Here is a 19,951-nt window from a genome sequence, read left to right on the forward strand (position 1 = left end):
ACATCAACAAATGACAAAGTACCCTAAACTCCTAGAACCCTTAGATTTAGGCTTTACAACACTGAAAAACAGAGTCTTAATGGGCTCCATGCACACCATGCTGGAAGATATACCAGATGGGCATGAAAAATTAGCGGCATTTTATAGAGAAAGAGCAAAAGGCCAGGTTGGTTTAATTGTAACAGGAGGCATAGCCCCTAGCAAAGAGGGCATGGCTTTGCCTTTTGGGGAACCCCTAGATACTCAAGAAAAGGCGGAAAAGCATAAAATAGTTACCGCCGCAGTGCATGAAGAAGGTGGTAAAATATGCATGCAGATACTTCATGTAGGCCGTTACGGTTATACAGAAAATAATGTATCTGCCAGTGATACCAAAGCACCAATTTCTCCTTTCCCAGCAAGGGGTTTAACAGGAGAAGAAGTAGAGAAAACCATAGAAGATTACGTTAATTGTGCCAAAATGGCTCAATACGCTAACTACGACGGCGTGGAAATCATGGGTTCGGAAGGCTATCTGATAAATCAATTTATAGTCAGTAAAGTAAACAGAAGAACCGATAAATGGGGTGGCTCATACGAAAACAGAATTCAGTTTCCATTGGAAATCATTAAAAGAACCAGGGCAGCGGTAGGCGAAAATTTCATTATCATTTATCGCCTATCTATGCTAGACTTGGTAAAAGGTGGTAGCACTTGGGAAGAGGTGGTTCAGTTGGCCAAAGAAGTAGAAAAGGCGGGTGCCACCATCATAAATACGGGCATTGGCTGGCATGAGGCTCGCATACCTACCATCGGAACCATCGTTCCTAAAGGTGGTTTTGCCTGGGTTACGAAAAGAATGATGGGCGAAGTAAACATTCCCCTCATAGCCACAAACCGAATCAATATGCCAGAGGTGGCAGAAAAAATACTAGAAGATGGCTGTGCGGATATGGTATCCATGGCCCGCCCATTTTTGGCTGATCCAGAATTGGTTCTGAAAGCCATAGAGGGCCGTTCTCTGGAAATAAACACCTGTATCGCCTGTAATCAGGCCTGTTTAGACCATACTTTTACCATGCAAATTTGCTCCTGCATTGTTAATCCAAGAGCTTGTCATGAAACAGAACTTAACCATTTGCCCACCACACTGAAAAAGAAAATAGCCGTGGTAGGTGCTGGACCCGCAGGTTTAGAGTTTTCTAACACTGCCGCTCAGCGTGGCCATGAAGTCCATTTATTCGAGGCAGAGCCTCAAATAGGTGGTCAGTTTAATATGGCTAAAGAAATTCCGGGAAAAGAAGAATATGCCCAGACTATCAGATACTTTGAGGTGATGCTAAAAAAACATGGTGTTTCCGTTAATCTGAACACAAAAGCCACCGTAGCCTTATTAAGTGAAGGTAATTTTGATGAAATTATTTTAGCCACAGGTGTAACACCTCGAAAAATAAATATAGATGGTGTTGATCATCCAAAAGTTATGGATTATGCCGACGTACTATATAGGAAAAAAGCTGTAGGCAAAAGCGTGGCTATTTTGGGTGCAGGTGGTATAGGTTTTGACATGGCAGAGTATCTGGCTCACGACATGTCTCACGAGTCTATTAGCCTTAATGTGGCTAACTATATGCAAGAATGGGGCGTAGATATGAACTATACTCATGCAGGGGCCTTGGCAGAAACCGCCAAACCACTTCCCTCTCCTAGAGAGATTTTCTTATTGAAACGTTCTACAGGAAAACACGGTAAAGACCTAGGTAAAACCACCGGTTGGATTCATAGGTCTAGTTTGGCCTTGAAAAAAGTGAATTTGATAGCTGGAGCTCAATACTTAAAGGTAGACGACGCCGGCTTGCATATTTTAATAGACGATAAAGAGCAGATATTAGCCGTAGATAACGTGGTGATTTGTGCTGGTCAAGAACCGCTAAGAGCTATGTTCGACGAGCTAAAATCCCTTAATAAAAGTGTGCATTTGATAGGTGGAGCACATATTGCTGCACAATTAGACGCTAAACTGGCCATCAAAGAAGCTGCCGAGTTGGCTACCAAGATTTAAGACTTGTTATGTTAAATTGTTTGTTTTGGAAAGGCTCTATATAATAATATAGAGTTTTTTTTCGCCTTTCTGATTGGTTTAAATCCACACAATACGACTTATTATGATTTTTTTCATCTTTTTTAAGTCAAATAAATATTAGTAAAGCATTATTGTAAATAACTTTGGAATCAAATCTTGCAACCACTTCAATAGCCCAAAAAAGTAGTCATGATTTTAAAGTCAAACCCTAATTCTAAATTTAACCCGAATCACATTTTCATGAAATACCTAAGCCTCTTTTTAGTGGTAACAATGCTCTCTTGTAAAACCTCAGAAAGAACAACTGATTTAGTCAGATATGTAAATCCACTCATTGGAACGGCAACTGCCACCACAGAAAGTGCTTTAGAACATGGCGAAAACAAAGAAAATAATGCACAGGTAGTTCCTTACGTCACCACACCATTTGGTATGACCAATTGGACACCGCAAACCAAAGACACCGAGAAAAAATGTTTGGCTCCATATTATTATACAGATTCACTTTTTCAGGGATTTAGAGGTAGCCACTGGTTAAGTGGCTCTTGTGTTCAAGACTACGGGAGCATGACCATAATGCCACTGACTGGAGCTCTAAAATGCTTACCTGAAGAAAGAGCCACACCGTTTAAACACGCTTCCGAAAAAGCTAGTCCTCATGCTTATGAGGTTGTTTTAGAAGAATACGGTATAAAAGCTGAAATGACGGCTACCAAAAGAGCGGGGCTTTTCAAATTTACCTTTAATAAAGCGGACCAGGCACATTTAGTTCTCAACCCAAACTCTGATGAAGGTATGGGTTATATAAAAATCAATAAAGAAGCTAACGAAATTGTAGGTTACAATCCTGTACATCGAATTTACCAAGGATCGGGGGAATCAGCAGGTTTTAGTGGATATTTTGTGGCTCAAATAAGCCGAGACTTTGAATCCGAAGGCGTTTATAAAGGTGCAGAGAATCTAGATGGTCAATTAGAAATAGCCAATGAAAAAAACATAGGTGCCTACGTCTCTTTTAAAGCACAAAAAGGCGAGGTGGTCTATGTCAAAATTGGTACTTCCTTCACGAGTATAGCACAGGCTAGAAAGAACTTGGATGCAGAAACCACCAACTTGGATTTTGACGATGTAAAAGCAGAGCTTAAAAATACTTGGGAAAAATTGTTGTCCAAAATTGAGGTTGAAACTACGGTAAAAAATGATAAGGTAAAGTTTTATACCGCACTTTACCATAGCTTTTTACAACCTAGAACTTATAATGATATCGATGGCTCCTACCCTAGTTTTGCTGGCGGAAAGGAAATTCTTAATAGTGGTAAAAGCGATTACTATAGCGATTTTTCCATGTGGGACACCTACCGTGCTTCTCATCCTTTGTTTGGCATATTAAAGCCTAAAGCCAATGCCGACATGATGCAGAGTCTTTTCTTGATGGCGGAACAAGGCGACTGGCTGCCAATTTTCCCATGTTGGAATAGCTACACCAGTGCTATGATAGGAGATCACGCCATCACGGCCATTGCGGATGCCTACATGAAAGACATTATTGGTCTTAACGACAAGCAATATGGCTATTTGCTAAAAAATGCTTTTGAATCGCCAGCAACAATAGAAGAATACAAAAATGGCAAAGGTAGAAGGGCTTTAGAATCGTACTTAAAATATGGCTACATACCTCTTGAAGACAAAGTCATGGACTCTTTCCATAAAGGAGAGCAAGTATCAAGAACTTTAGAATACGCTTTTGACGACTTCTCATTAAGCCAGATAGCGGAGAAAAAAGGAGACCTTAACTATGCCGAAATATTGCGTAAAAGAGCTTTGAATTATGTGAACGTATATAGCCCTTCGGACTCAACCGTTAAGGGAAGATTTGCGGATGGTACTTTTACCAGCAACTATAATAAATTGACCAGAATGCCCTATATCACCGAAGGCACGCCTTATCAATACACTTGGTATGTACCTCATGATGTAGCAGGCTTAATGAAAATAATGGGTGGCGAGGCTGACTTCAACCGTAATATGGATAGCTTTCATGCTAAAGGTCAATACTGGCATGGAAATGAGCCCGGCCATCAGATTCCTTTCATGTACAACTTCTCTGGACAGCCTTGGAAAACCCAAAAACTAGTATCAGAAATTATGAAAAAAGAATACAGTGCGGAAATAGGTGGATTAAGTGGAAATGACGATGCAGGTCAAATGTCAGCATGGTACGTTTTTGCGGCTATGGGTTTTTACCCCGTAAGTCCATCAGTTCCAGAATACGTAATCTCTGGGCCACGTTTTGACAAGCTAACACTCAGCTTAGATAACGGTAAGCAACTCAGAATTAATGCTAAAGGAGCAAGCCAAGGTAAAATTTACATTAAGAGTTTATCTTTTAACGGTAAGGCCACAGACAAAAACTTCCTCAATCATTTTGACCTTATGAAAGGTGGTGAATTAAATTTTGAAATGAGCGATACACCTAATTATGACTGGGGTGTGGACAAACTTTCAAGACCGTTTTCATTAGAGCACAAATAGTCATTCCCAAACATATGAATAATACTGAACAGCTTATTTTCTGTTCAGTATTACTTTTTCAATTCACTCAATTCATCTATTCGACGTAACACACCCTCCGCTTCAGAAAATTTGCCATCACTCAATCTGCGATTTCTGGTAGACAAGGAATGTGCCTCTTCTAAAAGAGATTTATACTTGTCATAAAGTTTATCCGATTCCGTCTTTCTTTTAAAAAATGTAATCATAATATTAAAATTTAATGGCAGACAAGCCGCCGTCTATGTGTAAAATTTGACCCGTAATCCAACTAGATTTATCACTTAATAAAAAAGTTGCTGCTTCCGCTATATCATCCACAGAACCTAGTCTCTTTAAGGGATTTTTCTCTGATTGAGCTTCCTTTTTAGCGTCCGAATTAATTAGCTTCTCGGCCAATGGTGTTACTGTTAACGAAGGAGCAATAGCATTTACTCTAATAGTAGGAGCTAACTCCGCAGCCAAAGCTCTTGTCAATCCTTCCAAAGCTCCTTTTGAGGCAGATACCTGACTATGAAAACTAAAACCTTGCTGAACCGCAATGGTGGAAAAAAACAAAACGGACGCGTTGTCCGACTTTTTCAGGTGAGGTAATACCGATTTAAGTAGTTCTGTGGCACCAACTACTTGAAGCATATAGTCTTCCAAAAAATCATTTGCACTGAAGCGGCTGAAAGGTTTAAGGTTAATACTGCCAGGGCAATAAACGAAGCCATCAATACGCTCGGGTAAGAAATCTGGATGTAAAGACTCCTTTAAAACATCTAATTTCTGATAACGAACATTTTCAAAATCCGCTTTAATATGGGTTTTGTAGGTACTGTAAATATCATGACCTTCTAGGCTTAGTTTTTTAACTAATGCTAGACCAATACCCGAAGAACCACCAATTACAAGAAAACTTGACATTGAAATTTGCTTTGTTTAACCAAATTTACAATTTATTAAACAGAATAAACTAATTACGCACTTTTTCTTATGAAATTTTTAATTTTCTTAAATGAAAATTTTCACATTTTTATTTTGTTGATGCACACATACTTCCATTTCAATGATTAATTTGCGTTTATGAGACGTTCTAAAGAATCACTTGTAGAGAAAGAAAAAAGCAGAGAAGACCTAGGCTTTGGGACTAAAGTAACCAGCGAAAATGCACGTCTGGTAAACCCTGATGGCCAGTTTAATGTCAGAAAACTCAATCAGTCTTTTGAAGCCAAAAGTAATATTTACCATAGGCTAATTAGAATGCACTAGTTAAAGTTTGGCATATTGATTATTCTCTTTTACCTCTTTGTAAATCTTATTTTCGGTGCCATTTATTATGTTGTTGGTGTAGAAAAACTACATGGAATTTCAGAATCAGATGGTTTATCAGATTTTTGGGAAGCATTTTTCTTTTCAAGTCAAACCTTAACCACCGTGGGTTACGGTAAAATTAGTCCCGCCGGATATCTTACAAGTTCTGTGGCGGCGGCAGAAGCCATGTTTGGCTTGATTATCTTCTCCATCATGACAGGTTTGCTTTATGGTAGATTTTCTAGACCTAATCCTAAGCTTATGTTCTCTTCCAAGGCTATTATAAGCCCCTACTTAGACATAAATGGGTTAATGTTTAGAGTAGCCAACGAAAAACATAACCAGCTCATGAATGTAAAAGTAACTTTCATTTTCTCTCGGAACGAAACCGATCGGAACGAAACCATTAGAAAATACTATACTTTAGACACTGAGCGTTCAAAAGTACTTTACTTACCCACGGCCTGGACCGTGGTTCATCCTATTACCAAGGAAAGCATACTCTATGGCGAAGCTGCAGAAAGTCTTCAAAAATGTGATGGTGAATTTATTGTATCCATTGAAGCCATCAATGACACCATGATTGACCCTGTTCATTCAAGAAAATCTTACCTCTATAATGAACTTATGTGGGGAGCTAAATTCACATCCATGCTGGAAGCCGTAGATAAAGCGTATGTGCTAGACTTGGGAAAAATTGATGAAATATATGATGCTGAACTGAATAAATATTAGCAATAGACCAAAAAAAAAGAGGCTCAACTTACCGACGTCGAGCCTCTAATAAAATTTTTCAAAAAATTGTTAATGATTAGCCAATTCGCTTATGGCATTCCAGGCCATGAGTCCCATACCTATTTCTATGGCTCCTTCGTCAATATTAAAAGTAGGTGTATGTACGCCAGAAACTATTCCTTTGGCCTCATTTCTAGTCCCTAGCCTGTAAAAGCAAGAATCCACCACCTGAGAATAAAAGGCAAAATCTTCTCCTGCCATCCATAAGTCTAAATCAACCACATTCTCTTTACCCATATAGGCCTCAGCAGCTTTTCTTACCTTCTTTGTCAATGCTGGATTATTTTCCAAATAAGGATACCCTCTAATAACTTCAAACTCACAAACAGCACCCATAGACTCCGCCATAGTTTCAGCCATTTTTTGGATTAATTGTAGCCCTCTTTCACGCCACTCTTCATCCATATTTCTAAAGGTACCATCAATCTTCACTTCGTTGGGTATAACATTGGTAGCACCCAGACCTACTATTTTACCAAAGGTTAAAACGGAGGGATTGGTAGGTTTTCTATTTCTAGAAATAATTTGCTGCAAGGCCACAATGATGTGAGAGGCTACTAAAATAGGGTCAATACATGCATCTGGAGCCGCTCCATGCCCTCCTTTACCTTTTACAGTTAAATAAATTTCATCCGTGCTTGCCATGTACATCCCTTCTCTAAAACCTATTTTACCTACAGGAATATTAGGTGCCACATGCTGGCCCAGCATAGCCTGAAGTTTAGGATTTTCCAACACTCCTTCTTTAATCATAATAGAAGCCCCACCTGGTGCTTTCTCCTCCGCTGGTTGAAAAACAAGCTTCACCGTACCTTCAAACTCATCTTTCAGGCTATTTAGAATTTTAGCTGTTCCTAGTAAAGAAGTGGTGTGCACATCATGCCCACAGGCATGCATCACCCCTTCGTTTTTTGATTTATAAGAAATATCATTAGCTTCAAAAATGGGTAAGGCATCCATATCTGCTCGAAGTCCAACAACTTTTTTCGATGGATTTTTTCCTTCTATTAAAGCCACCACACCCGTACCCGCGATACCATGCTCTGGTTTCAAACCCATTTCTTCCAAAGTCTTCACCACAAAAGCCGAAGTCTCATGCTCTTCAAAAGATAATTCAGGATTAGCATGCAAATGCCTTCTAATGGCCACAGAATTTTCAAATTGCTCTGCGGCTAAAGTTTTTATTTTATCAATCAGACTCATAATTTCTTATTTATTGCTGTGCAAAACTACTGGTTTTCTCTTCCTTCAAGAATCTATTGGCATATTCTTAGTTAAAAAATGTAGGTTTTGCTTTCTTTGCTCAAATTTAGCGTTTTAGATGATTATATATATAATGGGTGTGAGCGGCAGTGGGAAATCTACTGTTGGCGAATTATTGGCAAAAGAACTACAAATTCCATTTTATGATGGTGATGATTTTCATCCACAAGCCAATATCGACAAAATGAGTGAAGGCATTCCGCTCAATGACGACGACCGTCAGGGCTGGCTGGAATCCATCAATAAAAAGGCAAAAACCTCCAAAGAAGGTGGTGTATTTGCTTGCTCTGCACTGAAAGAAGTATACAGAGCACTTCTCTTTAAAGGAATTGGTGGTCAAGCCACCTTTGTTTATTTGGAAGGTAGCTATGAACTCATTGACGCAAGAATGAAAGCCCGTAAAAATCACTTTATGCCACCGGGTCTTCTAAAATCTCAATTTGAAACCCTTGAGATTCCACCTTATGGCTTACACGTTTCTATAGACCAAGAACCAGAAAACATAATTGCAGACATTGTGAAACAAATACCAATACCAACACAAGAATTTGGACTCGTAGGACTAGGCGTTATGGGTAAAAGCCTCGCCAGAAACCTCGCCAACAATGGTTTTAAATTAGCCCTTTACAACAGATTTTCAAAAGGTACTGAGGAGCAAGTTGCGGAGACGTTCATCACCGAATTTGACGAATTAAGCGAAGCCAAAGGTTTTGAAGATATGAGAGCTTTTGTTCAAGCTTTGCAAACTCCTAGAAAAGTATTTTTGATGGTGAATGCAGGGAAAGTAACCGATTTAGTCATTGATGAACTTTCTTCTCTTTTAGACGAAGGAGACGTGATTATCGACGGTGGAAACTCACACTTTACCAATACAGAAAAAAGAGGAATCGAATTATCTAAAAAAGGTATTCAGTTTATTGGGACGGGTGTGTCTGGTGGCGAAGAGGGAGCACTCAAAGGTCCCTCTATTATGCCTAGTGGCGATAAAACCGCTTATGAGAAAATAGCACCCTATTTAGAAGCTATAGCAGCTAGAGACAAAAAAGGAAATGCTTGCTGTACATATGTAGGCAAAGGCGGCTCTGGACACTATATTAAAATGGTGCATAATGGCATAGAATATGCTGAAATGCAGCTATTAGCGGAAGTTTTTGCTCTTTTAAGATATGTCAACGGACTATCTCCTATAGAAATCTCAGATATTTTAAAAGAATGGAATGATGGCGAATTGAGCAGCTACCTACTAGAAATCACTTATAAACTTTTGACTAAGAAAGAAGGTGACCAGTACATGGTGGATATCATATTAGACCAAGCTGGCAACAAAGGTACAGGAAGCTGGACCACGGAATCTATGGCAGAGCTGGGCATACCAGCTACCATGATTTCTTCAGCCTTATTTGCAAGATACATTTCTGCATTTAAAACCAAAAGAACCGAGCTTACCAATACTTTTAAATTGGAAGCTATCACAGGGAATATTAGAATAACAGACCTTAAAAGTGCCTATCAATTAGCCAGACTCGTTAATCACCAACAGGGTTTTCAATTGATAGAAGAAGCTTCTAACAAATACGAATGGACGTTAAACCTATCTGAAATAGCTAGAATATGGACCAATGGCTGTATCATTCGTTCTGGACTAATGGAAACGTTAATTGATACACTAAGAACTTCCACTTCACTTATTCTTAATAGCGAAAAGCAGAGCTTAAACGCTCAATTAGGCTCTTTAAGAACTGTCGCAATTTCTGGTATTCAAACTGGAGTTTCTATACCATGTCACCTTTCTGCTTTGGATTATTTGAACGCCAGTTTATATCATCATCCTACCGCCAATATTATTCAAGCTCAGAGAGACTTCTTTGGTGCACATACCTATAAACGTGTAGATGACGAAAGTGGCAAGTCTTATCACACCATTTGGGAATAAAATCAAGTGTATTTAAACCCGAATTATGTAATGGGGAATCTTTATGTATTTTAAAGTACAATAAATCAGACAATTAAAGGGAATTAGCATAGCGTTTACCCTTAGCTAATGTCAAAGGGCTATGGTGATTTCCTTTAATTGGGTGTAGCCTGTGCTGAGTTTGACGATTTGTACTAAATTGAAGCAATTTAGCTACGGCCCCGATAAAATCGGGAGATTGCCCAATGCATAAACCGGGTTAAACTTTAAATGGAATTAAGTTAAGGTTGATATATAGAAAAAGGTCTCGAATAAACCATTTAGATGGTGTAAGCGAGACCTTTTATTTTTAAAACCTTTCTATAAATGTTATACCGCTCTGAATTTCCCAGGAACAGGAATTGGATAAAAACCATTAGCATCTGGCAACGATTTTGGCATCGTATCCCATGTGAAACTATCTGGAGCTAAAGAAATCTCTGATTTAAGAGCCTCTTCCATAGTCACTTTTTGACCCGAATAAGTAGCCATTCTACCTAGAATAGACGTCATGGTACTCATCGCTCCATTATAGGCATCATTTACCGCTATATTATTGGCAATATTATGGAATAACACATCATGCTCTACTTGATAAGCGTTTTTGTCTTCTCTGCCTCTATGACGGAAAAGACTATTCCCTTTTAAGTCTGTGATTTTGCCCTCTGTGGCACGGCCTTTTGTTCCTATCAAATGCTCAGACACATTAGCCACTGTTCCAGGTTGGTGACGGCATTGGCTATTTAATATCATTCCGTCGGCATATTCAAATTCTACCACATGGTGGTCAAATATTTCTCCGTATTCTTTCCCTTTTCTTACTTCCCTTCCACCAATACCAATGGCCTCAGTAGGATACCCTCCTTTAAACCAGTTGATAACATCTATATTATGAATGTGCTGCTCAGAGATATGATCGCCACATAACCAAACGAAGTAATACCAGTTTCTCATTTGGTATTCCATTTCTGTCATGCTGTCTTCACGCTTTTTCACCCAAACACCATCATTATTCCAATAACAACGAGCTGAAACAATATCTCCTATCATTCCTTCATCTACTACCCGCTTATATGTCTCTAAATACGATTTCTGATAATGACGCTGAAGCCCCACCACCACTTTAAGATTCTTCTTTTTTGCGGCCTCAGCTGCATCCAAAACTCTTCTAATGCCTGGAGCGTCTGTAGCTACAGGCTTCTCCATAAATACATGCTTATTTTGACGTACCGCTTCTTCAAAATGAATTGGCCTAAAACCTGGAGGTGTGGTAAGGATAACCACATCTGCCAATGCTATGGCTTTTTTATATCCATCAAAACCCACAAATTTGTTTTCTTCAGCTACCTGAACACGCCCAGCTACCTCGCCTTCTAATGCTCTTCCAGTAGTTAAGTTGGTATAACAACTGTCTAGCCTATCTCTAAAAGCGTCTGCCATGGCCACTAATTTCACATTTTCTTTTACAGACAATGCTTGAAAGGCAGCTCCAGAACCTCTACCTCCACAACCTATTAAGGCTACTTTGATTTCATCTGCTCCGGCATAAAATGCAGAAGACATAAGAGGATTAGCTACCAATGCCGCTCCACCAGCAAACATGGCCGAGTTTCTAATAAAAGAACGGCGATTTAAATCTTTCATATTATTTCTAAGGGATATATTATTTACAAAACGGTTGAATGACTAAAGCTAAAAAAAACTGACGATAAAATAAACAGGAGTCTTTAAACAATAGCTAAATACCCTGTTTCTGCCAACGTCCCACTCATTCTTTAAGGATTACCTTAATTTCCGATAAAGAATTGGCCTAAACCAATTCCAGGAAATATAGGGCGTAAGGCATTTTCTCACGTCAATAGGAGTATTACTTATCTTTTGGTGGTGGGGCAAAATATCTTTCAATCTCAGCCTCCGAAGGTTGAACCGAAGGTCTTACCAATCTGAAACCTAAAAAAGGAGCATCCGTAAGCCACCAATCTGACTTAGGAATTTGAGGGTCTTGTTGTTTCAATCTTTGTGTAGAACCTACCCTAGCGGCAGAGCGAAGAGCCTCTGGGTCATCGTCCCAATGTCCACCTTTGATGGTATGAGGGTAAAGTTTTACAGGTTCAAAAGACGGATCCTTCACACCATCTTCTAAAACTTGATGTACATTCGGTAAATAGGCATCTGAAGTCCACTCTGCCACATTCCCATACATATCATAAAGTCCCCATTTGTTTGGCTTCTTCTCTCCAACTATGCTATAAGCACCGTTGGAATTGGTATATAACCATGCGTAATCTTCTAATTGCCCTTTATCTTCTCCAAAATGCCAAGGTGTGGTACTTCCTGCTTTAGCAGCATATTCCCATTCTGCCTCAGTTGGCAAGCGGTAAAATACGCCTGTTTTTTTATATAGCCATTTACAAAACGATCTTGCGGCATACTGCGTTACGTTACATACTGGGAAACCGCCATTTTTACCCTGCCCAAAAGACATTTCCACATAAGGTTTGGTGGGTCTTGAAATGCCATCCAACACCAACTTTTTATCTATTTCCAATTCGCTATTCTGATAGATAAGGTACAAATCCCAGGTGGTTTCATATTTGGCCATCCAAAAGGAACTTAAAGCCACCTTTTTTTGAGGTCCTTCGTCTTCATCTCTGTCTTTGTCAGTTTCCGGACTTCCAAAGAGAAACGCTCCCCCAGGAATGGCGATCATATCAAACCCCTGTTTTGTGTTTGGAATCTCCTGTCTGTAATCTTTGAATTCTTGTGGTATAAAAAGTAAGCTAGAAAGTAGCAGTACGAAACTTAAGATAATTTTCATCTAATTTTTTTTATTCAATTTCGGGTTTTAAAAGTCTAAAAGTCATGCGATGCAAATAAGTTACACCATACTCCTTTATGGCGGCTCTATGCTTAATTGTTGGATAACCAGCGTTGGTATGCCAACCGTAATGAGGAAACTCTTTGGCATAGCTCTCCATAAGATTATCTCTATACGTTTTGGCCAAAATACTAGCTGCCGCTATATTCTGATATTTGCCATCGCCTTTAATAATGCAAGTATGGGGAATTGATAAATAAGGAACAAATCTATTTCCATCTACCAGTAAATGTTCAGGAGCTATTTCTAATAAAGCCACCGCTTTATGCATGGCTAAGATACTAGCCTGTAAAATATTGATTTCGTCTATCTCCGTTTGGGAACAAATTCCTATGGCAAAAGCCAGAGCATCCTTTTTTATAATTTCTGCCAAACGTTCTCTTGCAGCCTTATCGAGCTGCTTAGAATCATTAAGTTCTAGATTATCATAATCCTTTGGTAGGATAACAGCCGCAGCTACCACGGGACCCGCTAGGCATCCTCTACCAGCCTCGTCTAATCCAGCCTCTATACATTCTTTATTAAAATAGGGTTTCAGCATGATGGCAAGTTAATATCTAGGGCATAATATCTCAATTAAACCCGCTTTATTCATTAGAAAATCTCCCGATACTTATCGGGACCGTAGTTAAATTACTTCAAATCAGTTCATAAACTCATTTAAACTCAATCACCAGAACCCTTCGACAAAAAGCTCAGGGTAGACCGCTATGCTAATATTGTTTAAATGTCTGATTATTACACTTTAACTATTCATTACGAATCTCCAATGCATAAACCGAGTTAAAAAGTCAGGGAAAAGTAAATTCATAAAAAAACAGCCCTAGAAAACTAGGACTGCTCTTTCATTGAAAACTTGAACCCATAAAGCTCAAAGATTTTTATAATTTAAACACCTAAATAAGCTGGAGAAATCATAGAAACAGATTTTGCTTCTAAGAAAGACTGACCCATTAAGTATCCATCTACCGCTCTTGCGGCCTCACGACCTTCAGATATAGCCCAAACCACTAAAGATTGACCTCTTCTCATGTCACCAGCAGCAAAAACCTTTTCGTTGCTAGTTTGATATTTTGGAGCATTAATATTTCCTCTTTGGTCATAATCTACGCCTAAGTCATTTAATAGACCTTCGTGCTGTGGATGTAAGAATCCTGCAGCAAGCAGAGCCAATTCACAAGGCACCTCTTTTTCGGTTCCTGGAATTTCCTTCATGACCATTCTGTCATTATCTCTTATCCATTCAATATTCACCAACTTTAAGCCTTTCAGGTTTCCGTTTTCGTCACCTACAAACTCTTTCGTGTTTATTTGCCAATCTCTATCACAGCCTTCTTTATGGGAAGTACTGGTACGAAGCTGCATAGGCCAAAGCGGCCAAGGCGTGCTTTCTGCTCTCTCTGCAGGAGGCATTGGCATAATTTCTATTTGATAAATAGCATTGGCACCGTGTCTGTTAGAAGTACCTACACAGTCAGAACCAGTATCTCCTCCACCAATAACCACGACGTTCTTACCTTTTGCAGACAAATCGCCATTTTGATATTTAGCACCTTGATGATCTACTGAGAAATCGACCTTGATACCTTTACCATCGGCCACTCTCTTGTTTTGCTGACTTAAAAACTCCATTGCATAATGCACCCCTTTAAGTTCCCTTCCAGGAATACTTAAATCTCTAGGTACAGTAGAACCACCGGTTAAAACAACAGCATCAAAATCTCTCTCCAATTGTTCTGCTTTAATATCAACCCCTACATTGGTACTTGTTTTGAATATTACACCTTCTTCAGCCATCACTGCTATTCTTCTATCAATGATGTCTTTATTAAGCTTGAAATCTGGAATACCATAACGCACCAAGCCACCAATTTGGTCAGCTCTTTCAAACAAAGTAACCGTATGACCTGCTTTATTCAACTGAGCAGCCGTTGCCATTCCAGCAGGACCAGAACCAACTACCGCTACCGTTTTTCCTGTTCTTGAAGATGGCGGATTTGCAACAACCCATCCCTCTTCGTAAGCCTTCTCGATAATTGATTTCTCAATATACTCGATAGCCACAGGAGGTTTGTTAATTCCTAATACACATGAAGATTCACAGGGTGCAGGGCAAATTCTTCCTGTGAATTCTGGAAAGTTATTTGTACTCGCCAAAATTTGATATGCCTGCTTCCAGTTTTCCTCATAAACTGCATCGTTAAATTCTGGAATAATGTTACCCAATGGGCAACCATTATGACAAAAAGGAATGCCACAGTCCATACAGCGAGCAGCCTGCTCATGCGTTTGCTCAGAATTATATTTTTGTTCTACCTCTTGGTAGTCTTTTTTACGTTCTTCAATACTCCTATATTTAGAAGCTTCTCTTTCGAATTCTAAAAAACCCGTTGGTTTACCCATTTTATTGCCGTTGTACTTTTTAAAATTGATTTCCTTATGCCGCTTTTGTGGCTTCTGCCTTACTTCTTTCCGCCAAGATACGTTTGTAATCACGTGGATAAACTTTTACAAAGTTTTCCAACTCTGACTTCAAGTCAGCCAAGATAACCTTCGCTACTTCGCTACCCGTGGCTTCCATGTGTTTGGTAATCATGCCTTCCAAAATAGCTTCATCATCAGCCGTCAAGCCTTCTAAATCTACCATTTCTTTATTGCACTTACGATCAAACACTTTGTCCTTGTCGTAAACATAGGCTATTCCACCACTCATACCCGCGGCAAAGTTCTCACCAGTTGGCCCTAAAACAATTACTGTACCACCAGTCATGTACTCACAGCCATGGTCACCTATTCCTTCTACGACTACTCTAGCACCAGAGTTTCTAACCGCAAAACGTTCACCTGCTAGCCCTCTTATAAATGCCTCACCAGAGGTAGCACCATAGAAAGAAACATTACCAACTGCCATATTTTCTTCTGCTTTGAATGTAGCTTTTCTATCTGGGTAGACTATCAGCTCAGCACCGCATAATCCTTTCCCAAAATAGTCATTAGAGTCTCCTTCGAGTTCTAACTTCAAACCTTTTGTAGAGAATGCACCGAAAGATTGCCCTGCTGTTCCTCTATATTTAAAGTGAATAGTACCTGCTGGTAATCCTTCTCCTTTATAAAGTTTAGAAATCTTATGAGAAAGCATGGCTCCCACTGTTCTATCCAAGTTATTAATAGGATATTCAGCAGATACAGCTTCTCCATTTTCTAAAGCTGCCTTAGCGTCCTTAATCATTTTCCTGTCTAGAACAAACTCAATTCCATGGTCTTGCTCTTCTTGCTTATATTCTGCCACCTCCGCAGAAATAGGCTCTTTATAGAGAATCTTAGAAAGGTCTAAGTCTTTATATTTCCAATGCTTGATGTCGCTTCTCTTTTCTAATTTCTGAACCTGACCAACCATCTCGTTGACCGTTTTGAAACCTAATTCAGCCATAATCTCACGCATTTCCATGGCGAGGTATGTAAACATATTCACAACATGTTCTGGCTTACCGCTGAATAAAGCTCTTAGCTCTTTTCTTTGCGTAGCAATGCCGACCGGACAAGTATTTAAATGACATTTTCTCATTAAGATACATCCTGCTGCCACTAAGGCCGCTGTTGCCACACCAAACTCCTCTGCTCCTAATAAAGTAGCAATGGCTATGTCTCTACCAGTTCTTAACTGTCCATCCGTCTGCACTACGATTCTGCCTCTCAACTTGTTTTTAACAAGGGTCTGATGCGTCTCTGCCAAACCTAGTTCCCAAGGAAGACCTGCATGTCTTAATGAAGATAAAGGAGAAGCTCCAGTACCCCCGTCATAACCTGCTATCAATACCACATCTGAGTGAGCTTTAGCCACACCCGTTGCAATGGTACCCACACCAGCTTCTGAAACTAATTTCACAGAAATTCTAGCTTCTTCGTTGGCATTTTTTAAGTCATAAATTAACTGAGCCAAATCTTCAATTGAATAGATATCGTGGTGAGGAGGTGGGGATATTAAACCTACACCAGGCGTACTATGACGCGTACGTCCAATCCAATCATCCACTTTATGACCAGGAAGCTGACCGCCTTCTCCAGGCTTGGCACCTTGAGCCATCTTAATTTGAAGTTCTTTGGCGTTAGACAAGTAATAACTTGTTACACCAAATCTTCCAGAAGCCACCTGCTTGATATTAGAAGACATACTGTCTCCGTTTTCCATAGGTGTGTATCTTGATTCATCTTCTCCACCCTCACCAGAGTTTGAACGACCACCAATACGGTTCATCGCTATAGCCAATGTGGTGTGAGCTTCCCATGAAATAGAACCAAATGACATGGCTCCAGTAGCAAAGCGTTTGAATATTTCTTCTACAGATTCTACTTCATCAATTGAAATAGATTCCGATTGCTTGAAACGCATTAATCCTCGAAGTGTTAAGGCTTCTTTAGATTGGTCGTTTATGAGCTTAGAATATTTTTTAAAAATCTTATACCCTTCGTTAATGTCCTTTTCACCTACCCTAGTAGACTGTTGTAGTAAATGTATAGAGTCTGGATTGAACATGTGCTTTTCGCCACGTTGTTTCCATTGATAAACACCACCTACTTCTAACCTATTGACAGATTCCTTCTCCTCATTAGGATAAGCCACTAGATGTCTTACGATAACCTCCTTAGCGATTTCGTCAATACCTAAACCTCCAATTCTTGAAACAGTGCCTGTAAAATACTTATCAACAACCTTTTGATTAAGACCTAAGCACTCAAAGATTTGAGCTCCTTGATAAGACTGTAATGTCGAAATCCCCATTTTCGAGAAAATCTTCAATAACTCCTTATCTACAGCCTTGATATAGTTATAATATAATTCTTTGTCTGTAAACTCCCCGTCAATCTGACCAGAAGCGTTCATTTTTGTCAATGTCTCAAAAGCCAAATAAGAACATATCGCTGATGCACCATAACCTATTAATGCTGCATAATGATGCGTTTCCCAAACATCAGCCGCTTCTACTACAATACTCGCCTTTCCTCTCAAACCTTTACGGATTAAGTGGTGGTGGATTGCAGATGTCGCCAATAGTGAAGGAATAGCAGCGTGCTCTGAATCTACTGCTCTATCAGATAAAACCAAAATCTCAAAACCATCTCTTATGGCATCTTCGGCATATCTACAAATCCTTTCTATACCAAAAGCCAAAGCTTCGCCTGGGTTTTCTGTGCTGGTATAGAAATAAGTATTGATGGTTTTAGCTTGGAAGCCATCACGATCCACAAATCTCAGCCTATCAAATTCTTTCGGTGTTAACACAGGTTGCTGTAACTGCACCTGACGGCAATGTCTTGGTGACTCCGTTAAAATATTGTCTGCTGTACCTACAAAAGATATCAATGACATGATTGACCGCTCTCTAATAGAGTCAATCGGTGGGTTAGTTACCTGAGCAAATAGTTGTTTAAAGTAAGAAGAAAGGTGCTGACTTTGGCTTGACAAAATGGCCAATGGTATGTCAATCCCCATAGAACCAATTGCCTCTTTACCTAAAGATGCCATGGGTCCTAAAATCAATCTTAAATCTTCAGATGTATATCCCGCTGTTATTTGCCTCTTAAGAAGTTTCTCAGGGCTATAATGCGTATATGGTCTTATAGATTTAGGAAGTTTCTTAATATTGATTTTATGCTTATCAATCCACTCACCATATGGTTGCCTTGAGCAGATATCAGCTTTTAATTCTTCGTCAGGGATAATTCTTCCCTGCTCCATATCTACCACAAACATTCTACCTGGCTGTAAACGACCTTTAGAAACTACCGTTGATTGGTCTATATCTAAAACCCCTGCTTCTGAAGCCATCACAACGGTATCGTCATTCAGCACCCAGTATCTAGAAGGTCTTAAACCATTTCTATCCAATGTCGCTCCTACCATCTTTCCATCCGTAAATGAAATAGATGCAGGGCCATCCCATGGCTCCATAATAGTAGCATGGTACTCATAAAATGCCTTTCTTACTGGATCCATGGCTTCGTTTCCGTCCCACGCCTCTGGAACCATCATCATCATAACATGCGGAAGAGATCTTCCTGAAAGATAAAGCAGCTCTATGGCGTTATCTAACATGGCAGAATCAGAATTGCCTTTATCACAGATAGGCATAATCATTTCCATTTCTTCCTTCGTGAAGAATTCGGAATAGAAAGACTTTTCTGCAGCTCTAATCCAGTTTACATTACCTTTAACGGTGTTGATTTCACCATTATGAGCAATGAACCTAAACGGCTGAGCCAATTTCCAAGATGGGAAAGTATTGGTAGAGAAACGAGAGTGAACAATAGCAAAGGCCGAAACCACTCTTGAATCTTGTAAATCTGGGAAGTAATATTTTAGTTGGTCTGTAGTTAATTGACCTTTATAAGAAATGGTACGACAAGACAAGCTAGAAATATAAAAGGACTCTCTTACACTTTTAACCGAGTCTCTAATAACCGCAGAAGCAAATTGTCTTAAAACATAAAGCTTACGCTCAAAAATCAGGTCATCCTCAACCGTTTCAGGCATTTTAACAAAAACTTGTTCTACCCACGGCTCCACTTTTAATGAACCTTCTCCAAGCGTCTCGTTGAGCGTAGGAACTTTCCTATAGCCCAAAAGATCAAAGCCTAGCTCTTCTATTTTTCTATTTAGAATTTCTCGGCACTCTTCTCTGGCAATTTCTTGATAAGGGAAGAAAATTTGACCAACACCGTATTCTCCAGCAGATGGCAACTTAAATCCTTTGTTTCGACATTCGGACACAAAAAACTCGTGAGGAATTTGTAACAACAGCCCTGCACCGTCACCCGTATTGGGATCGCATCCGCATGCTCCTCTATGATCCATTCTTTCTAGCATTTGAATGGCATCTGTTACTATTCCATGAGATTTACGGCCTTTCAGATGTGCTCTGAAGCCAATTCCGCATGCGTCATGCTCAAACTCACTGTTATATAAGCCTGAATTTTGTTCTGTTTCAATCATTCCTTATAGTACTCCTGTTATAAAAATGTATGCTGAGTAAAACCGTCTTTATTAGACAAAAATTAGTTAACCCGATAGAGCAAAAATAGTGGTTATATTTTTGGCTCTGCCTTGCAATATAATAACAAAAAAAATTGAGATTGTCAGGTATTCTCCAATTTTAAG

The 19,951-nt window shown here is 39.4% G+C and carries 13 protein-coding genes; 5 read left to right on the forward strand and 8 right to left on the reverse strand.

Annotated features, from left to right (window positions below; all coding sequences use genetic code 11):
* The first annotated feature begins 10 nt into the window (after positions 1-10).
* Positions 11-2,041 carry a 2,4-dienoyl-CoA reductase FMN-binding domain-containing protein gene (locus ACSBFT_RS08105; protein WP_489604212.1) on the forward strand — a complete coding sequence of 677 codons (2,031 nt, stop codon included), beginning with the start codon at positions 11-13 and terminating at the stop codon, positions 2,039-2,041.
* A gap of 261 nt (positions 2,042-2,302) precedes the next feature.
* Positions 2,303-4,594: a GH92 family glycosyl hydrolase gene (locus tag ACSBFT_RS08110; protein ID WP_489604213.1), complete on the forward strand. Its 2,292-nt coding sequence runs from the start codon at positions 2,303-2,305 to the stop codon at positions 4,592-4,594.
* 50 nt (positions 4,595-4,644) lie between these two features.
* Here the strand turns inward: ACSBFT_RS08110 and ACSBFT_RS08115 are convergent, their stop codons facing one another.
* On the reverse strand, positions 4,645-4,821 hold the full coding sequence (locus ACSBFT_RS08115) for a Lacal_2735 family protein (protein WP_463045746.1): 177 nt from the start codon (positions 4,819-4,821) through the stop codon (positions 4,645-4,647).
* Between the two features lie 4 nt (positions 4,822-4,825).
* Positions 4,826-5,521, reverse strand: coding sequence for an SDR family NAD(P)-dependent oxidoreductase (locus ACSBFT_RS08120; RefSeq protein ID WP_463045745.1), 696 nt, complete (start codon positions 5,519-5,521; stop codon positions 4,826-4,828).
* A 159-nt stretch (positions 5,522-5,680) separates the two neighbouring features.
* Between ACSBFT_RS08120 and ACSBFT_RS08125 the strand changes: the two genes are divergently transcribed.
* Both ACSBFT_RS08125 and ACSBFT_RS08130 read left to right on the forward strand, forming a co-directional pair.
* Positions 5,681-5,866: a hypothetical protein gene (locus ACSBFT_RS08125; RefSeq protein WP_489604214.1), complete on the forward strand. Its 186-nt coding sequence runs from the start codon at positions 5,681-5,683 to the stop codon at positions 5,864-5,866.
* Positions 5,867-5,881: 15 nt separating this feature from the next.
* Positions 5,882-6,643, forward strand: coding sequence for an ion channel (locus ACSBFT_RS08130; RefSeq protein ID WP_489604215.1), 762 nt, complete (start codon positions 5,882-5,884; stop codon positions 6,641-6,643).
* A gap of 69 nt (positions 6,644-6,712) precedes the next feature.
* On the opposite strand, the gene ACSBFT_RS08135 is transcribed toward ACSBFT_RS08130, so the two are convergent.
* Positions 6,713-7,906, reverse strand: a complete 1,194-nt coding sequence (locus tag ACSBFT_RS08135) for a M20 metallopeptidase family protein (protein WP_463044276.1) — start codon at positions 7,904-7,906, stop codon at positions 6,713-6,715.
* A 118-nt stretch (positions 7,907-8,024) separates the two neighbouring features.
* Between ACSBFT_RS08135 and gndA the strand changes: the two genes are divergently transcribed.
* On the forward strand, positions 8,025-9,899 hold the full coding sequence (gndA, locus tag ACSBFT_RS08140) for an NADP-dependent phosphogluconate dehydrogenase (RefSeq protein ID WP_489604216.1): 1,875 nt from the start codon (positions 8,025-8,027) through the stop codon (positions 9,897-9,899).
* Between the two features lie 348 nt (positions 9,900-10,247).
* On the opposite strand, the gene ACSBFT_RS08145 is transcribed toward gndA, so the two are convergent.
* The 5 genes from ACSBFT_RS08145 to gltB form a co-directional block, all read right to left on the reverse strand.
* A complete protein-coding gene (locus ACSBFT_RS08145; protein WP_489604217.1) occupies positions 10,248-11,561 on the reverse strand; it encodes a Gfo/Idh/MocA family protein in 1,314 nt (437 codons plus the stop codon).
* A 223-nt stretch (positions 11,562-11,784) separates the two neighbouring features.
* Positions 11,785-12,735: a formylglycine-generating enzyme family protein gene (locus ACSBFT_RS08150; RefSeq protein WP_463044273.1), complete on the reverse strand. Its 951-nt coding sequence runs from the start codon at positions 12,733-12,735 to the stop codon at positions 11,785-11,787.
* Positions 12,736-12,745: 10 nt separating this feature from the next.
* Positions 12,746-13,336 (reverse strand): ribonuclease HII, encoded by a 591-nt coding sequence (rnhB, locus tag ACSBFT_RS08155; protein WP_463044272.1) that lies wholly within the window; start codon positions 13,334-13,336, stop codon positions 12,746-12,748.
* A gap of 347 nt (positions 13,337-13,683) precedes the next feature.
* The gene (locus ACSBFT_RS08160; protein ID WP_463044271.1) at positions 13,684-15,198 is read right to left on the reverse strand and encodes a glutamate synthase subunit beta; all 1,515 of its coding nucleotides are present in this window, start codon (positions 15,196-15,198) and stop codon (positions 13,684-13,686) included.
* A 34-nt stretch (positions 15,199-15,232) separates the two neighbouring features.
* Positions 15,233-19,786 carry a glutamate synthase large subunit gene (gene gltB, locus ACSBFT_RS08165; RefSeq protein ID WP_463044270.1) on the reverse strand — a complete coding sequence of 1,518 codons (4,554 nt, stop codon included), beginning with the start codon at positions 19,784-19,786 and terminating at the stop codon, positions 15,233-15,235.
* Between the last annotated feature and the right edge of the window lie 165 nt (positions 19,787-19,951).

It is taken from the genome of Arcticibacterium sp. SM2516, assembly GCF_057914865.1.

Coding starts and splice junctions, on each gene's coding strand:
- ACSBFT_RS08105 (WP_489604212.1), top strand. CDS start 11: ATGACAAAGTACCCTAAACTCCTAGAACCCTTAGATTTAGGCTTTACA.
- ACSBFT_RS08110 (WP_489604213.1), top strand. CDS start 2,303: ATGAAATACCTAAGCCTCTTTTTAGTGGTAACAATGCTCTCTTGTAAA.
- ACSBFT_RS08115 (WP_463045746.1), bottom strand. CDS start 4,821: ATGATTACATTTTTTAAAAGAAAGACGGAATCGGATAAACTTTATGAC.
- ACSBFT_RS08120 (WP_463045745.1), bottom strand. CDS start 5,521: ATGTCAAGTTTTCTTGTAATTGGTGGTTCTTCGGGTATTGGTCTAGCA.
- ACSBFT_RS08125 (WP_489604214.1), top strand. CDS start 5,681: ATGAGACGTTCTAAAGAATCACTTGTAGAGAAAGAAAAAAGCAGAGAA.
- ACSBFT_RS08135 (WP_463044276.1), bottom strand. CDS start 7,906: ATGAGTCTGATTGATAAAATAAAAACTTTAGCCGCAGAGCAATTTGAA.
- gndA (WP_489604216.1), top strand. CDS start 8,025: ATGATTATATATATAATGGGTGTGAGCGGCAGTGGGAAATCTACTGTT.
- ACSBFT_RS08145 (WP_489604217.1), bottom strand. CDS start 11,561: ATGAAAGATTTAAATCGCCGTTCTTTTATTAGAAACTCGGCCATGTTT.
- ACSBFT_RS08150 (WP_463044273.1), bottom strand. CDS start 12,735: ATGAAAATTATCTTAAGTTTCGTACTGCTACTTTCTAGCTTACTTTTT.
- rnhB (WP_463044272.1), bottom strand. CDS start 13,336: ATGCTGAAACCCTATTTTAATAAAGAATGTATAGAGGCTGGATTAGAC.
- ACSBFT_RS08160 (WP_463044271.1), bottom strand. CDS start 15,198: ATGGGTAAACCAACGGGTTTTTTAGAATTCGAAAGAGAAGCTTCTAAA.
- gltB (WP_463044270.1), bottom strand. CDS start 19,786: ATGATTGAAACAGAACAAAATTCAGGCTTATATAACAGTGAGTTTGAG.